Source organism: Bifidobacterium xylocopae, from assembly GCF_003315615.1.
GTDB classification, from domain to species: Bacteria; Actinomycetota; Actinomycetes; order Actinomycetales; family Bifidobacteriaceae; genus Bombiscardovia; species Bombiscardovia xylocopae.
Genome location: NZ_PDCH01000007.1, coordinates 1 through 15,967 on the forward strand (window position 1 = coordinate 1; position 15,967 = coordinate 15,967).

Annotated in this window: 17 protein-coding genes; 14 read left to right on the plus strand and 3 right to left on the minus strand. The window is 59.4% G+C overall.

The genetic code is table 11. The features are described from left to right. The first annotated feature begins 458 nt into the window (after window positions 1–458). From rpsB to CRD59_RS04380, 14 genes are all read left to right on the plus strand, one after another. The gene (gene rpsB, locus CRD59_RS04315) at window positions 459–1,307 is read left to right on the plus strand and encodes a 30S ribosomal protein S2 (protein WP_113853539.1); all 849 of its coding nucleotides are present in this window, start codon (window positions 459–461) and stop codon (window positions 1,305–1,307) included. 66 nt (window positions 1,308–1,373) lie between these two features. After that, on the plus strand, window positions 1,374–2,222 hold the full coding sequence (tsf, locus tag CRD59_RS04320) for a translation elongation factor Ts (protein WP_113853468.1): 849 nt from the start codon (window positions 1,374–1,376) through the stop codon (window positions 2,220–2,222). Window positions 2,223–2,391: 169 nt separating this feature from the next. Then, on the plus strand, window positions 2,392–3,150 hold the full coding sequence (pyrH, locus tag CRD59_RS04325) for a UMP kinase (protein ID WP_113853470.1): 759 nt from the start codon (window positions 2,392–2,394) through the stop codon (window positions 3,148–3,150). Window positions 3,151–3,194: 44 nt separating this feature from the next. After that, window positions 3,195–3,749, plus strand: a complete 555-nt coding sequence (gene frr / locus CRD59_RS04330) for a ribosome recycling factor (RefSeq protein ID WP_113853472.1) — start codon at window positions 3,195–3,197, stop codon at window positions 3,747–3,749. Between the two features lie 47 nt (window positions 3,750–3,796). Further along, window positions 3,797–4,762: a phosphatidate cytidylyltransferase gene (locus CRD59_RS04335; RefSeq protein WP_113853474.1), complete on the plus strand. Its 966-nt coding sequence runs from the start codon at window positions 3,797–3,799 to the stop codon at window positions 4,760–4,762. Window positions 4,763–4,829: 67 nt separating this feature from the next. Next, window positions 4,830–5,996 (plus strand): 23S rRNA (adenine(2503)-C(2))-methyltransferase RlmN, encoded by a 1,167-nt coding sequence (gene rlmN / locus CRD59_RS04340; protein WP_113853540.1) that lies wholly within the window; start codon window positions 4,830–4,832, stop codon window positions 5,994–5,996. 46 nt (window positions 5,997–6,042) lie between these two features. Beyond that, on the plus strand, window positions 6,043–6,951 hold the full coding sequence (gene lgt / locus CRD59_RS04345; RefSeq protein ID WP_113853542.1) for a prolipoprotein diacylglyceryl transferase: 909 nt from the start codon (window positions 6,043–6,045) through the stop codon (window positions 6,949–6,951). 10 nt (window positions 6,952–6,961) lie between these two features. Then, window positions 6,962–7,627: a ribulose-phosphate 3-epimerase gene (rpe, locus tag CRD59_RS04350; protein ID WP_113853541.1), complete on the plus strand. Its 666-nt coding sequence runs from the start codon at window positions 6,962–6,964 to the stop codon at window positions 7,625–7,627. Window positions 7,628–7,685: 58 nt separating this feature from the next. Beyond that, complete coding sequence (locus CRD59_RS04355) at window positions 7,686–8,291, plus strand: CDP-alcohol phosphatidyltransferase family protein (protein ID WP_407923110.1); 606 nt, start codon at window positions 7,686–7,688, stop codon at window positions 8,289–8,291. Then, entirely contained in the window at window positions 8,288–9,241 is a 954-nt protein-coding gene (locus tag CRD59_RS04360; RefSeq protein ID WP_161522278.1) for a DUF881 domain-containing protein, read from the plus strand. The genes CRD59_RS04355 and CRD59_RS04360 overlap by 4 nt, the downstream gene beginning before the upstream one ends. 2 nt (window positions 9,242–9,243) lie before the next feature. After that, entirely contained in the window at window positions 9,244–9,576 is a 333-nt protein-coding gene (locus CRD59_RS04365) for a small basic family protein (RefSeq protein ID WP_113853476.1), read from the plus strand. Window positions 9,577–9,579: 3 nt separating this feature from the next. After that, window positions 9,580–10,413 (plus strand): DUF881 domain-containing protein, encoded by an 834-nt coding sequence (locus CRD59_RS04370; protein WP_113853477.1) that lies wholly within the window; start codon window positions 9,580–9,582, stop codon window positions 10,411–10,413. 5 nt (window positions 10,414–10,418) lie between these two features. Beyond that, window positions 10,419–10,874 carry an FHA domain-containing protein gene (locus CRD59_RS04375; protein ID WP_113853478.1) on the plus strand — a complete coding sequence of 152 codons (456 nt, stop codon included), beginning with the start codon at window positions 10,419–10,421 and terminating at the stop codon, window positions 10,872–10,874. 153 nt (window positions 10,875–11,027) lie between these two features. Continuing rightward, complete coding sequence (locus tag CRD59_RS04380; protein WP_113853544.1) at window positions 11,028–11,672, plus strand: MerR family transcriptional regulator; 645 nt, start codon at window positions 11,028–11,030, stop codon at window positions 11,670–11,672. Window positions 11,673–12,060: 388 nt separating this feature from the next. On the opposite strand, the gene CRD59_RS04385 is transcribed toward CRD59_RS04380, so the two are convergent. From CRD59_RS04385 to CRD59_RS04395, 3 genes are all read right to left on the minus strand, one after another. Continuing rightward, window positions 12,061–12,795, minus strand: a complete 735-nt coding sequence (locus CRD59_RS04385) for an HAD hydrolase-like protein (protein WP_113853479.1) — start codon at window positions 12,793–12,795, stop codon at window positions 12,061–12,063. A 3-nt stretch (window positions 12,796–12,798) separates the two neighbouring features. Next, window positions 12,799–13,146, minus strand: a complete 348-nt coding sequence (locus CRD59_RS04390) for an RNA polymerase-binding protein RbpA (protein WP_113853480.1) — start codon at window positions 13,144–13,146, stop codon at window positions 12,799–12,801. Window positions 13,147–13,242: 96 nt separating this feature from the next. Next, window positions 13,243–15,915 carry a DEAD/DEAH box helicase gene (locus CRD59_RS04395; RefSeq protein WP_113853481.1) on the minus strand — a complete coding sequence of 891 codons (2,673 nt, stop codon included), beginning with the start codon at window positions 15,913–15,915 and terminating at the stop codon, window positions 13,243–13,245. Between the last annotated feature and the right edge of the window lie 52 nt (window positions 15,916–15,967).

Sequence of the window (15,967 nt, forward strand, 5' to 3'; positions counted from 1 at the left end):
CCCAAGCCGTGTCCGTCGTACTGTAATGATCCCTAGCATCCACACGTCAGCCTGACCTGATCCGTGCCTTCCCCCCATCCCCCGCCCCATTCCTCCTGCCATCCGCTCCCTTCCCCTCGCCCTCCGCCATCTCGGCCCCCCCTCCCTCGACCACCTCGTCCCCCGCCATCCTCTGCTCCCCGATCCCGCCCCCGCCCCGCCCGCCGCCCGCCCCCCCCCCCCCCCCCCCCGGGCGCCCGTTCAGCCTGACGGCGAATGAGCGCCCCCCGTGCTATTCTCTACTCTGTACGCCGAAATCCATCCTTCGAGCTGTCACGGGTGAGGAGGATTACTACAGCATTCATCCAACCAGGCGTATGAATTCGCGCCATGCCCGCGATGCCCTGTGTCGGTCGGCCCTACGAAGGGTTGCATGCAGGTGCGCATGGCCAGGCAAGAACCGACAGAAAGGCAATACCATGGCACAGATCACAATGAGCGAGATGCTCAAGGCCGGCGTCCATTTCGGACACCAGACCCGCCGTTGGAACCCCAAGATGAAGCAGTACATCCTAATGGAGCGCAACGGCATCCACATCATTGACCTCTTCAAGACCCTGGGCTTGATCGACCAGGCATATGAGTTCATCAAGCAGACAGTTGCCCACAATGGCACCATTCTTTTCGTAGGAACCAAGAAGCAGGCCCAGGAGGCGGTCAAGGGCGAGGCGACCCGCGTCGGCATGCCCTATGTGTCGGAGCGCTGGCTGGGCGGTATGCTGACCAATTTCCAGACCATCACCAAGCGGGTGGACCGCCTCAAGGAGCTGGAGGAGATGGACTTCTCCGATGTGCATGGCTCTGGTCTGACCAAGAAGGAGCTCCTCCTCCTGAGCCGTGAGAAGGACAAGCTGGAACGCCAGCTGGGCGGCATCCGCAACATGAACCGTACTCCCTCCGCCCTCTTCGTGGTCGACATCAACAAGGAGGCCTTGGCGGTCGAAGAGGCCCGTAAGCTTCAGATCCCGGTCGTCGCCTTGGTGGATACCAACACTGATCCCGAGAAGGTCACCTACCCGATTCCGGCCAATGACGATGCCATCAGAGGCGTCAACCTGTTGACGACCCTCATGGCCGACGCCGTTGCCGATGGCCTGCTGGAGCGTTCCAACAAGGCCGCCAAGGCGCAGGAGTCGACCGACCAACCCATGGCCGAATGGGAGAAGGACCTTCTCAAGCAGAAGGACGGGACCGAGCAGGCCAAGTCCGAGCAGGCCGCTGCCCCTGCGGCAGAGGCTGAGGCCCAGGCCAAGCAGGCTGAGGCCTAGGCCGAATAATTGCACCTAGCCGTAGGGCCGGGACAACACGGCCCTACGGAAACCAGAGGAGATAGCATGGCAACAATCACCGCTGCACTCATCAAGGAGCTGCGCGACCAGACCGGAGCCGGCATGATGGACGTCAAGAAGGCTCTCACTGAAGCCGATGGCGACGTAGATCGCGCCAAGGAAATCATCCGCGCCAAGGGCATCCAGGCCGCGGGCGCCCGGGAAGGCCGCAAGGCACAGGAGGGTTTGATCGCCTCTACGGTCGTGGACGGCGGCGCCGGACAGGTCGGTTACGCAATCGAGCTGAACTCCGAAACCGATTTTGTGGCCAAGACCCCGCAGTTCATCGAGTTCGGCGACGAGGTCATCGCAGATGTCGCGAAGGCCGGCGCTTCGACGGCTCAGGACGCCGAGTCCGCACCATCCAAGGACGGCACGGTACACGATACCGTCGAGCAGGCCGCCGCACTCTTCCATGAGCATGTCAAGGTCGGTCAATTCGCCAAGGTTGAGGGGCCGCATGTGGAGATCTATTCCCATCGCAAGTCGGTGGAGATGCCGCCGTCGATCGTGGCCGTCATCGCCACGGACGAGGCCGGTGCCTCCGTCGCCCACGAAGCGGCTCTGCAGATTTCCGCGATGAGCCCCAAGTGGCTGCGTCGTGAGGATGTGCCCCAGGATGTCGTCGAGTCCGAACGTCGGGTGGCCACGGAGAAGTCGCAGGCCGAAGGCAAGCCTGAGCAGATCATCCCCAAGATCGTCGAAGGGCGTCTGAACGCCTTCTTCAAGGAGAGCGTCCTGCTCGAGCAGCAGTACGTCAAGGATCCTTCCAAGACGGTCGGTGACCTGTTCAAGCAGGCTGGCGGCAAGGCCGTTGCGTTCGCCCGCCTTGAGGTCGGCAAGGACGATGAGTGATCCGAAAGCCTGATACGGGCCTTGGGGCCTGCATATGACTCGAGAGGGCCGTTCCCGACAAGGGTGCGGCCCTCTCGTTATATGTCCCTTGTCGCTCTTCGGCGATAAACTTCAATGCTAGATGGCTGCGCGCAGCAAGCCACCGATTACCAAGCGAGGAAGGCTTTACATGACCTGCTCTGAGGCACAAGTCGACCAGCATGAAGGAGTCCGCAGAGTCCTGCTGAAGCTCTCCGGAGAGGCTTTCGGAGGTGGGGCGGTCGGCGTGGACGTCAGGGTCGTCCAGCGGATCGCCAAGGAGATAGTCGAGGCGGTCGCTACGGGAGTACAGGTGGCCATCGTAGTTGGTGGTGGCAATTTCTTTCGCGGAGCCGAACTCAGTCAGGCCGGTATTGAGCGCTCCCGCGGTGACTACATGGGCATGCTGGGTACGGTGATGAACTGCCTGGCGCTCCAGGATTTCCTGGAGCAGGCAGGTCAGGCCACCAGGGTGCAGACCGCCATCACCATGGGCCAGGTGGCTGAACCATATATACCTCTAAAAGCCATACGGCACTTGGAAAAGGGCCGTGTTGTCATCTTCGGTGCCGGTGCCGGGCTGCCATACTTCTCAACGGATACGGTCTCAATCCAGCGGGCCCTTGAAATCCACTGCTCCGAAGTTTTGATGGGCAAGAACGGGGTTGATGGTGTCTACACCGCGGACCCCGGCAAGGATCCGGATGCCAATATGTTCACCAGACTCAGCTACAAGAGGGCATTGGTCGACAACCTGGCCGTCATGGATGCTTCCGCCCTTTCGATGGCCCGTGACAATGCCATGCCCATAAGGGTGTTCGGTCTGGAGGACGAGGGCAATGTGACCCGGACCCTTGAAGGTGAGACATTAGGCACACTGGTGTGCGATCAGGAGTCCGCCACCCGCTGAAACCGCAGGCTGCACAGAACGTAACGAATAGCTAGGAGCGCATAATGGCAACAGTCGTGGATCAGGCCAAGAGCCAGATGGACAAGACGATCGAATCGACGAAGGAGAACTTCTCGGACATACGCACGGGTCGGGCCAACCCCTCACTGCTCAACGGCATCATGGTGGACTACTATGGGGCTCCAACTCCAATCAAGTCACTTGCTTCGGTTTCCGTACCGGAACCACGTTCACTGGCGGTGACCCCATTCGATAGCTCTCAGGCGTCGGCTGTCGAGAAAGCCATCCGTGACTCCGATCTTGGGGTCAACCCCAACCGTGACGGCAAGGTCATACGGGTGACCTTGCCCGAGTTGACCGAGGACCGGCGCAAGGACTACGTCAAAATCGCCAAGACCAAGGCCGAGGACGGCAAAGTAGCCCTGCGCAACATTCGTCGTAAGGCCAAGGAGTCGATCGAAGCTTCGGTCAAGGATGGTGACCTTGGAGAGGATGAAGGGGAGCGCCTGCAGAAGGACCTTGACGCATTGACGAAGCGTATGAGTGGCGAAATCGACCAGCTGCTGGAGAGCAAGCAGCAGGAGATCCTCGAGGTCTGAGTCGTCCACTCAAGCCTATCGACCCTTGACTGGCGGAAAAGGAGACCATGAAGGATCCGCAGGGGCAGGACGGGCAGGCTGGCCTGACCTCCATCAACACACGTACAGGGCGCAACATGCCGCAGGCCATAGCGACGGGGGCCGCCCTGGTCATATTGATAGTGCTTTGCCTATTGGCCAGGCCGGACGCCTTCATGTTTCTTATCGTCGTTTTCATGACTCTGGGGCTGTGGGAGCTCAGAGTGGATTTCGCGACCGCAGGCCTGTACATCCCGGTCGTAGCCCTCTGGCTGGGTTCCGCAGGAACCATGCTTGCCATGTTCTACTGTAAGGACCATCTGGGAGCTATGACGGCCGGTGTCCTACTGACAGCGGTTATCGCATCACTCGCTTCCGGCTTCCAGGGGCAGGGGGGGCAGCGCCTGGAACGCGCCGTCCTGGGTAAGACCCGGCTGTTGCAGGATGGTCAACGTGCAGGCCAGTCACAGCGACATGCCTACAACGGCTATGCGAATATGACGGTAACCCTGCTCACTGTCCTGTACATCACCTTGTTGGCATGCATGATCGTGCTGCCTACCACATTCGGCGAACATCCGGTGGCGCATGGAGCCATGACGGTCTTCCTGCCGGCGGTGTCGGACATAGGCGGGCTGTTCTTCGGTGCTTTCCTGGGCAGACATAAGCTCTCCCCGCGCATATCACCCAAAAAATCGGTCGAAGGACTGGCGGGCTCCATGCTGTCGTGCGTCGTGGCCGCAGGTGTCATCTTCGTCTGCACCTATCCGGTACGGGACCTCGGCCGTACCTGGTGGGTGGCCATCCTGCTGGGGGCCATGGTGGGTGTGACAGGCACCTTCGGTGATCTGTCCGCCTCTTTGATCAAGCGCGATCTTGGCATCAAGGATATGGGGCACTTCCTCAAAGGCCACGGGGGGGTCCTGGACCGGGTCGATTCGATTCTGATGTCCGCACCTTTCATCACCCTCCTCCTGTGGTTCACAGGTCTTTGATGAACGCGTACAGCCGGTGTGGAGGCCATTTGACTGACGATGGGAAAGGATGCGAGTGAACGACGCGATGGCAGGTCAGCCAGACAGCGGGATAACTCCAGGGGGTGAGCATGGCGGATTCAGGGATGTGCTGGCTCCAGGCCATGCAAGGCGAGGTAAACCGCCACTGCATTTCACGGACATGGATGACCGGGCACGCCAGGAGGCTGCAGGTAAGCTTGGGTTACCGAGGTTTCGTGTCAGCCAGCTGGCCAACCATTATTTCAGCCACCTGAGCATCGATCCTGATACCTTCAGCGACTTTCCATCCGCAAGCCGGCAGGAGGCTGCGGAGAGGTTCTTCCCGGCCCTGATCACGCCGGTCACCAGCCAGGTGGCTGACCGGGGCATGACCGTCAAGACCCTATGGAAGCTCTTCGACGGTTCGCAAATTGAATCGGTTCTGATGCGCTACCCCAAGCGTGTCACCTTGTGCATATCGAGCCAGGTGGGTTGCGGCATGGGCTGCCCATTCTGCGCCACCGGACAGCTTGGTCTGACCCGTAACATGTCTACAGGTGAGATACTGGAGCAGGTCCGTGCGGCCGCTGTGGCTGTCCGGCAGGGCAGACTGGCGGGAGGTCCCGGGCGTCTGTCGAATGTGGTATTTATGGGCATGGGCGAGCCGATGGGCAATTACCGCTCCGTCCTGTCGGCTGTGCGCCAGATCAGTGCTTTGCCCCCGCATGGTTTCGGCATTTCGGCGCGCAACATCACGGTTTCCACGGTCGGTGTCGTTCCGGGAATTCGCAAGCTTGCAGGCGAAGGCATCCCGGTACGTCTCGCCGTCTCCCTCCACGCACCTTCGGATGCCCTCCGAGATGAGCTGGTCCCCATGAACCGGCGATTCGACACGGAACAGGTCCTTGATGCCGCCCATGACTATTATCTGGCCTCCAAACGACGGGTCAGCATCGAGTACGCGCTGATGAGGGGAATCAACGACCAGGCCGAGCATGCCCGCCTGTTGGCGAAGCGACTGAACCATTACGGCGATGACTGGGCCCATGTCAACCCCATCCCGCTCAATCCGATCGAAGGCTCCCGTTGGACTGCCTCCGAACCGGAGGATGAGCGTCGTTTCCTCGAGATACTGCATGCGGCAGGTATCGCGGCCACCTTACGCGATACCAGGGGTTCAGACATCGACGGCGCCTGCGGACAGCTGGCTGCCAAAACGGGGCAGGTCCACTGAGCGGCATGGATGCACAGGGAAACGTCAGGGCTAGGATGGGAACATGATGACCTTCGCCTACATACCTTCACCGCCGGTCTCCTCCTTCTCGATCGGTTCCTTCCCAATTCATTACTATGCATTGACCATGATTGTGGCGATAGTCGCAGCCGCCTGGTTAGGGGGAGCCCGTTGGAAGCGGTTGGGGGGCAACTACGACCAGATACTGGACATTGCCATCTGCGCGGTGCCTGCAGGCATCATCGGAGCCCGTCTGTACCACGTGATCACCACGCCTGAACGGTTTTTTGGTTCACACGGTCGTTGGGTCGATATCTTCAATCTGCGCCAGGGTGGTCTCGGCATATGGGGAGCTGTCCTACTAGGGGGTCTAGCCGCCTGGGCCTGGTGCCGGCACAAGCACTATCCCGCAGCCCTCCTATGCGATGCCATGGCGCCTGCGCTGTTGGTGGCCCAAGCGATAGGACGCATAGGCAACTGGTTCAACCAGGAACTCTACGGTGCTCCGACCGACCTCCCTTGGGGGCTGAAACTCAACGATGCGGGTACAGCCATGGGGTCACAGGAGCAGTGCTATGACGGTGCGACCTGTCCGACCGGAACACTATTCCACCCGACATTCCTTTATGAGATGATATGGGACCTGATAGGGGCGGCCCTGCTGGTATGGATCGGACGCCAATGGTCGGCCAGGCTCAAGGCCGGCTCTTTGTTCACCATCTATGTCATGTGGTACACGGCAGGCCGTACCTGGATAGAGGCCCTGCGCATCGATTTCGCGCACATGATCCTGGGACTGCGGGTAAACGTATGGGTTTCGATAGTCGTCTTCATCATGGGGGCGGTGGCCTTCGCCATGGTCAACCGACGTGGCAAGCCTGTGGCCCTCCTGTCCGAGAAGCTGCGGACCGTCACCGAGATGGAGGAACGTCGGCTGGTCTCTCGCCCCTCATAGAATGGTCAACATGAACATCCAGATAGCACCGAGCATCCTGTCAGCGGACTTTGCAAACCTCGAACGTGACCTGAAAGCCATCGGGACGGCGGACATGGTCCACGTGGACGTGATGGATCATCATTTCGTGCCCAATCTGACTTTGGGCGAGCCGGTGGTGGAGCGCATCTGCCAGGTGAGCGACCTGCCGGTCGACGTCCATCTGATGATTGAGGACCCCGATCGTTGGGCCCCGGAGTTCGCCCGACTGGGAGCGGCTTCTGTCACCTTCCATATGGGTGCCACCCATGCACCTGTCCGTCTTGCACGCCAGCTGCGCGACATGGGGGTCAAGGCATCATTTGCGGTCAGGCCGGCCGAGCCTGTAGAGCCGCTGTTTGATATCCTCGACGAATTCGACATGATTCTGATCATGACGGTGGAACCAGGCTTCGGTGGGCAAAGGTTCCTCTCGAACCAAATGGGCAAGGTCCGTCGTCTGCGCGACAGGATCAAGGAACTTGGCCTGGATACGCACATCCAGGTGGACGGCGGGGTCAGTGCCAAGACCGCCCCGATAGTCGCCGAAGCTGGCGCCGACGTCCTGGTGGCCGGTTCGGCAGTCTATGGGGCACCTGATCGCGCCCAGGCCATCGAGGCCATCCGTGGTGCCGCGCAAGCCGCCGTTCGCTCCTGAGCGTGCGCCTATGCACGGCAGTTCCCGAGACGGCAAGGAGCCGGTGGTGAGACATCGCATTATCGAGCGTTTGTCGAGAAGCGCTTACAGTCCGGATCCGAGGGATGTGATCTGGACAATGCCTAATGTCATTTCGTTTTTGCGCATCCTGTCGATACCAGTCATTGCCTATCTGGTCGCGAAAAGACATTTGATCATCGCCTTGGTCGTTCTCCTGTTCTCAGCCGTCTCAGACGGGGTGGACGGCATCATAGCCCGCCGCTACAACCAGGTGTCCAAACTTGGGCAGATCCTCGACCCGGTCGCCGACAGACTCCTGATCCTGTGCAGCGTGCTGGCGCTGAGCATCGCTGGTATCCTACCCTGGTGGCTGCTGTTACTGGTCGGCCTGCGTGATGTTCTGATGGGGCTGCTGGTTCTTGCCCTGGCACAGCATGACTACGGCCCGCTGCCGGTCCACTTCGCCGGCAAGACCGGTACAGCAGTACTGATGCTGGCCATACCGGCGCTGATATTCGCCGATGCCTGGCACACACCGTTCTTCCAGTTCATGCATCTGATTGCATTGGGAGCGGTCATATGGGGAGTGGGACTGTACTGGTTGGCGGGCCTTCTGTATGCTCGACAGGGACTGTGCCTGTTGAAGGCGGAGCGTCAGGCATGATTGACCAGAGCCCGCTACCCGCTTCGTTTCCAGTGCCTCCCGAGCGGGCTCTGATCCACCGAAGGGTGGTCTTCTCAGGCTTGGTCGGGGCCCTTGGCTCCCACAATGTCCGCGAGGAGGGGGGAAGCGGGATAGCTCCAGGCCGTCGCAGTGTACGAGACGAGTCCCTGCGCCTGATCGATGATCTGACGAACCGGCCCATGGATCCCTTATTCGAGGACGCCCGGCTTATGCCGCGCCCGACCCGCTCCGCCCTGTCTGTCTGGGCCAGCAGGATTGTCGTCTTCATCATCTGCGCAGCCGTTGGGATCGGTGTGACATCAGTTGTCCAGGTCCTTCATAAGGACCCGCGTCAGAAAGTACGGGAGAAGCTGATCTCCCAGATTCAGGAGGTTTCAAGCCGCTCTGACACCCTCTCCGGCCAGATCTCCGGTCTCCAAGGGCAGATAGACCATCTCTCAGCGCAGGTTGGGGCGGCCGATGCCAGGCGTTCAGGTTCCGTCGACGATATCCTAAACGGTTCTGCGGCCGTGAGAGGCCCGGGTGTGATTCTGGTGGTGTCTGACCCACTGAACGGCCAGGACAGCAGGGACAAGCCCGGGCAGGTCCGCGTCGTCACGGACACGGACCTCCAGTGGTTCGTGAGCAGGCTATGGTCGGCCGGTGCAGAGGCCATAGCCATAAATGGCAGACGGATAGGCACGCAGACTTCAATACGGTTGGCCGGGCAGACGGTCCTGGTTGGTACCGACTCAGTCCAGAGCCCCTATCGTATAGAGGCCATCGGTGATGCAGGGACCTTGTCCGACCAATTCAAGCGGGCTGACCAGCGCGACTATCTGAATGGACTGCGGAAGGCCAGCATCACATTGCAGGTTTCATCCTCACGGGATATTAGACTGAATGCGGTGGGGGTGCCGGAACTGAGGTATGCGAAGAAGGGCAGGTAAGCATGGCGGCAATTTTGGGTCTGATCGTCGGCATCATAGCCGGCGTCTTCCTACAGCCGGACATACCCGTGGCGCTTCAGCCCTACCTGCCCATCATGGTCGTGGCTGCCTTGGACGCCCTCCTGGGCGCCGCCCGCTCCTACTTCGAGCGTTCCTTCTCAGACCGCGTCTTCGTGGTGTCCTTTTTCTCAAATGTGGTCACGGCCACGCTCCTGGTCTTCCTCGGAAACCAGCTGGGAGTCGGATCCCAGCTGTCCACTGCGGTCATCGTGGTTCTGGGCATCCGCATATTCTCCAACGTCTCAGCCTTGCGGCGCTTCATCTTCAAGGGCTGACGGATGATAAAACGACTTTGGCCCCGGAGCAACGGACAGGTGAACCCTCCGAGCATACAGCCGAGAGGTGGACGCGTACGTGGGGGAGGGGACGACACCCGCACCGGTTCCTTTCCCATCGTGCGGCGCAAGCCACCACGTACATTTGGCTCCCGCGCTTCCCGTATCAAGGCGCTGACCAGCCTGCTGGTGGCCTTTCTGTGTGCACTTCTGGGTTTTGGTTATGTCATTCAGGTGCACAATACCAAGTCTTCATACGAGGGACTGAGCGAAGAGGAGCTGGTCCGTCTTCTGGATGAGACCAGTACACAGGTCGATAAGCTCGAGGAACGCAAGAGCCAGCTGGGCGAGCAGCTCCGATCCATCCAATCCTCGGCTGACAAGCAGCAGGAGGCCGCGCGGATCGCCAAGCAGAACCAAGTCTCCTCAGGCATCCTGTCCGGGGCCCTGCCTGCCCAGGGTAAGGGTGTGCAAATCACTATTGTCGAAGGCCAGGACCGGGTGGATGCAGCGACAATGTTCACACTGCTGGAAGAGCTGCGCAACGCCGGCGCGGAAGTCATCGCGATCAATGACACCCGGGTGGTGACCTCCACATATCTGAAAGATGACAATCATGGCCTGGTCTGCGACGGCCGCAAGCTGGTAAGCCCATACACGATAAAGGCGATCGGCGACCCTGACGCTCTCCAAAACGCAGTCCAGATAGCAGGGGGAGTGGGATCCAGGATCAAGGTGCAATTCCATGCCCAGGTAACTGTCGAGCAGTCGAACAGTGTCAGAATCGATGAAATTCGTCGGCCTCAGCGATACCAATACGCTCAGACTGTAGAATAGGACCTATGACTGAACCGATTCCAACCGCAGGCGAAACGACGATCATAGGAATGCCTGCTCTCCATGTACCGATCACCTCCACCGGGGACCGTCCGCTCACTCAAGAGGATCTGGAAACCATAACACGACTGTCTGCAGAGACCGCACTGCTTATTTCGACGCGGGGCGCGGTCTCAGGTTCGCGTTACTTGCTGGATGAGGACCAAGTGTGCGTGGGAAGGGACCCGAAGGCGGACATCCTACTGGACGATTCGACAGTATCCCGCTCTCACGCTGTTTTCAGCCGGAGCTCTGAAGGATACACCGTTCAGGATGCGGGAAGCCTCAACGGAACATATGTCAACCGACAGCGGGTGGACCAGGCCCTCTTGCATAATGGCGACGAGATCATGATCGGTAAATTCAGATTGGTCTACTTCACCAGGACGGCTTTGGGGGAGTCACACACTTCGCGCTCCTAGATTTTCTGCCCGTCCGAATGGTCAGTCGGATGTGGAGGTATGCGAAGGGGATGTCAGACAGACCTTGAGTCGTGTCATCCAGGACGTAGACTGGCGAACACAGCCAAATGACCAGTGGGACTCGTGGGGGAAAGAAGGGGAGCAGTGCCGAAGATGCGCAGCGAGGAATCGACGAGAGCGGGGGGTGGTGTCATCCGCCCTATACAGGGTGAGTTGTTTGCCCTGAGCGGGGATGAACCGGTGACACGCGGCTATCGTGGGTCTGTGGCCTCCAAGGTCGCGGGTATTACCTACCGTCAGTTGGATTATTGGGCGCGCAAGGGAATTCTGGAACCTTCAATCAACCAGTCCCATGGTTCAGGCTCACGTCGTCTGTACTCCTTCAAGGACATTGTCATCCTCTCGGTGCTGAAGCACCTGCTTGACATCGGTGTTGGATTGCCGAATGGCACCGCTGCCGTCGGTTTCCTCTCACGTTTGTCCGCGACACGCCTGGAGGCCGTCACCATCGTGTGTGATGGTGAGACGGTGGTGGACTGCGCCAGTTCGGAACAGCTTTTCGACATCATGACCTCCGGTAAGGCCGTCTTCGCCATGTCGGTCTCCAGTATTTGGAAGCAGGTCAAAGATGATCTGGAGGATCAGGATTACGTTGACCTGGACGAATCGTCCGCTTTCCGGGGCAAGCTTCGTAGGCCGGTCGAGGAGATGGCCATAGAGCGACTACGGGAGCGAATCGAGAGGCAGCAGGCGGAACGGCAGGAGTATGAAGCCGTGCGGTATGGCTGGAACCGATAAGGTCATCGTCAATCTCGCTGAAGCAAGTCTGATCCTCCCATTCACTCCTGCCGGATATCGCTAGCAATGTTCGATGTGATTAACGGCAGCCGCGACTTGTCTATGACATGGGGATGGGGAAGCGCAGTCTGCAAGGGCACGGGACTTCTACATGCGCGTAGTAGCTGGTTTGGGTCGCTAATATGACATAACGTACCTTATCGGCGTATGACTAGTGAGTCCTCGAATCAATCGCTTTCTTTGCTGATATGGCGATATGCGCATTGACCTCAGGTCGTTTCTACAAGCACTATGCGAGTTCTGCTTTCAAGCATGCAGGACGAGCCCTTAACGGCAGTCGAAAGAATGTACGACAACCGATTCACCGCTGTGTGGGATTAATTTCATGTCAATTCAACGACATGAAGTATTCGTTTACAGCTTGGGAAAGTTGATTGACGTGGTTGATGACCCGATAGCAACCGTGTGCCGACAACTCGTCGTCTTCCGCATACCCCCAGCCGCAGCCCAGGCAGTCCAGCCCCAAGGCCTGTGCCCCATCAGCGTCCGTCCAACGGTCACCGACCATCAGCGCACGGTCACCAGCGTCCGGATTGAAACCCAATTGCGCAAAACCATAGCTGATTACCTGGGCCTTCTCGACTCTGGAACCATCCCGCGAAGCCCCGAAGATATCGTCCAGCAGTGCATCCAACCTGAAGTGCTGGCAGATGGGCCGAGCTTGGTATTCCGGTTTGCAGGAGGCCACAGACAAGTGGAATCCACTGGATCTCAGGTCCTCAAGCTGGGCAGGGATCCCCGGAAAGACCGAGCTGCACAGACTACCGGGCAGCAAATGGCCGCTGCCGGCCGGATCCTCGAATGAGGCGTAATCATTATAATACTTTCGGTAAATTGCTATGCCCTCCGGAATCAGCGATTCCTCCACATGATTACGCCTGAGTGAGTCGGCGATGGATGGACCTATGAACCGTCTGAGTTCCTCCTCAGGCGGAACCGCCAGTCCTAGACCCTCGAACATTTTACGTACTGATGCAAGGATACCCGGGTGCGACGCTATTAGCGTTCCGTCAAGATCCAGCAGGACGATCTTACGTGCCTGTACGGGCGTGAAATCAGCCATGGGTTACTCGTAGTCCGGGAACCAGCCCTCGCGGCGCATCTTCAGGCGCTTGTCGAGCAGGACCTTGAGCTCGTCCTCGGATCGGCGCTCCATCAGCATATCCCAGTGCGTCCGGGTGGGCTTGCCGCTATGGTGTTCCTCTGTCTCTTCCCCGCCCTCGCGCTTGGCAATCTGCCCGCAGCGGCACTCCCATTCTTCCGGTACCTCCGCACCCTCCGCCAAAGGCAGGATCGTCCTGTGCCCCTTCGGGCATATATACGCGACCTCGCTTCTGGGTGCGAAGTCGACATTGTCGTCGGACTCCAGTGATTTGGCGCCAATGCTCATACCGCGCAGACTGCGTTCGGCCATGCTTCCTCCATGTCAGACGACTATTACCTTGCAACCAATACCCAAGTTATCGAACAGCTCGGACGGCGCTTGTATTCCCATACCTCAGCCAGCGGCTCAATCGACGCCGGTATAGGCCACGATACCGCGGTTGACGGATTGGGACGCCTGATAGGCTCGCCGTGCCAGGTCTTTGGACTGGGGATCCAGATACGGTCCAAGCTGGGACACCTGGGTCAACACGTCGGAAAGTCGTTTGGCGTTGCGTACGAAATCGCCGGCGGTGAGTTCAGAATCCTGCAGGATACGAGCTAGTCCCGCCCCGTCGGCCCACTCATGGATTACACCCGCAAGCCCAAAGTCAAGTTCAGGCAATTCGGCTGAAAGTCCCGCCTCGTCACATGCCTCATCCACTTGCTTCCAGATTCCCGCCATATCCGCCGCAGCGGTCGCCAATGCTCCATCTGTCCCTCCGGGCCAGCGTCCGGGGGCCCCCGTCGGCCCGCCTCTACGAGACTCATAGACAAGACTGGACAGGGCAGCCGCTAACTCCTGGTGGTTCAGATGGTCCAAAGCGCCGCTCAACAGGGTTTGTGCCAGGACGAGATCCTGCTCGCTGTAGATTCGACGAAGGAGCTGACCGCTCTGCGTGAGCCGGAAATCGTTGCTCCAGCCGGAATTCTCCGTGGTGTCGACCCGGTGTTCCGCCTGGCGCAGATAGCCCATTTTCTTCAGAATCTGACATATACGGTCGAACTGCCTGGCCACCGACCCGGTCCTTGAAGCGTATCGGTCCTTGGCCAAAGCCAATTCGTGTCGTTCACGCAGCCAGCGTCTGGTCCACTTCAGATGATCCTGCAGGTGGGGGCACTGTCTGCAGGGATGGTTGCGGTCCGTCTCCTCCAAGGCCCTTATCTGGCGGTCCAGAGCATCGAAGGCCGAGCGGCGTTCCGACTCAGACGTGAAGCTCTGCCGCTTCAGGGAACGCCGTCCCTTCTTCTGCATACACGAGAGGCCGGACCGTATCAGCGCCAGATCAGTGATGTCCCCATAGTCGCAATGGGCGGCCTGTTCATAGCCGTCCATGGCCTGCGTCAGCTTGCGTATCTGGTCCTCCAGCTCGGAAGCAGATTCGTTCGCCTCCCATTGGGCGAAGGAATGGGCAAGTGTATTTCGAGCCGTCTCATAGTCGCTGGAATTGAGCAGGTTGACTGCCATGTTGAAAGTTGGTTTGAATGACGAATGCAAGGGATAGACGCGCTTGCTGGATAAGGATGCCATGGTCTCCGGTTTGAAACCCTTGTGATCCACCACTATGGCGTGGCCGATGGAGTCGATGCCCCGCCGTCCGGCCCGTCCCGTCAGTTGGGTGAACTCCCCTGGCGTCAGCGGCACATGCCCGGTACCGTCGAACTTTTCCAGTTTCTCGACCACGACACAGCGCGCCGGCATGTTGATGCCCAACGCCAATGTTTCTGTGGCGAAGACGGCCTTGACCAGACCGAGTTCGAACAGGTGTTCCACAACCTGCCTAAACAGGGTGATGACACCCGCATGGTGGGCGGCGATGCCTTGCTCCAGGGCGAAGCGAAACTGTGAATATCCAAGGGCAGCCAGGTCCGAATGGCTGAGCTGGCCCTCTACCATCCCATCGACAATTCGACGGATTCTGCGGCTTTCATCATCGGTCGTCAGTTTGAGGCCGGCATCCATGCACTGTTCGACAGCATCATTGCAGCCGTTCCTGGAGAAGATGAAATAGATGCCGGGAAGCATGCCCATGTAGTCGAGTTCATCAATCACGGCCCAGCGTCGCGGCGTATAACGGTTGGGTTGCCGTACCGGGTCGCTCCCCCGTCTGCCATGGGAGGCCCGACGGCGGCCGGGTCGCGCGCTGTGTGTTTCCCTCATGGCCAAGGAATCAAGCTGAGACAGGCGCGCTACGAGCTGCGGATTGATTCTGCTCATTTGCTTGCCGTCCCGGCCGCTCCGGTAGAGGTCCAGGACTTCGGGTTCGGTCGCCGGGTCTTCCTGGAGGATGACATGGCGTTCCAGAGGGACTGGCCGCCGTTCTGATACCACCAGCTTGGTCCCACCCCTGACCGAAGCGATCCAGGAGGAAAAGTCCTCGACATTCGAGACCGTGGCCGATAGACCTACGACTTTCACAGTCCGGGGCAGGTGTATGATGACCTCCTCCCAGACTGGGCCGCGGAACCGGTCGGCCAGGTAATGGACCTCATCCAGTATGACATACCTTAGGGCGCCAAGTGTGGTGGAGCGCTCGTAGAGCATGTTGCGAAGAACTTCGGTGGTCATGACCACGATGTCGGCCTCTGAATTGATCGAGGTGTCACCAGTCAGCAGGCCGACCTTCTCCTCGCCGTACAGGTCGACGAGGTCATGGAATTTCTGGTTGCTCAGTGCCTTGATTGGGGTGGTGTAAAAGGCTTTGACATTCTGCTCCTGAGCCAGATGGACTGCAAAATCGGCGATGATTGTCTTGCCGGCTCCGGTTGGCGCGGCGACAAGGACGTTGTTGCCTTCTTCGAGAGCGTCGATGGCCTCCTGCTGGAAGGCATCCAGCTGGAAAGGCAGCCCCGCGGCGAAGCGTCCAGCCGCGCTTGCGGCACGGCGCTGTCCCGCTCTGAAACGTGCGTAGCGTTCGGACGGACCGGCGGAAACATTGCCTGGTTCCAGTGCTTTGGGCCGCCCGTGCTTCAAAACGGATTCGTCGTTCCTGCGCTTGGCATTCTCCACCACGGTCTTGGTGCGAATGTGACGTGACATTGGGCTCTCTCCCCACACCGTTCATTTCGGCCTGCAATCGGCCAGGACATTA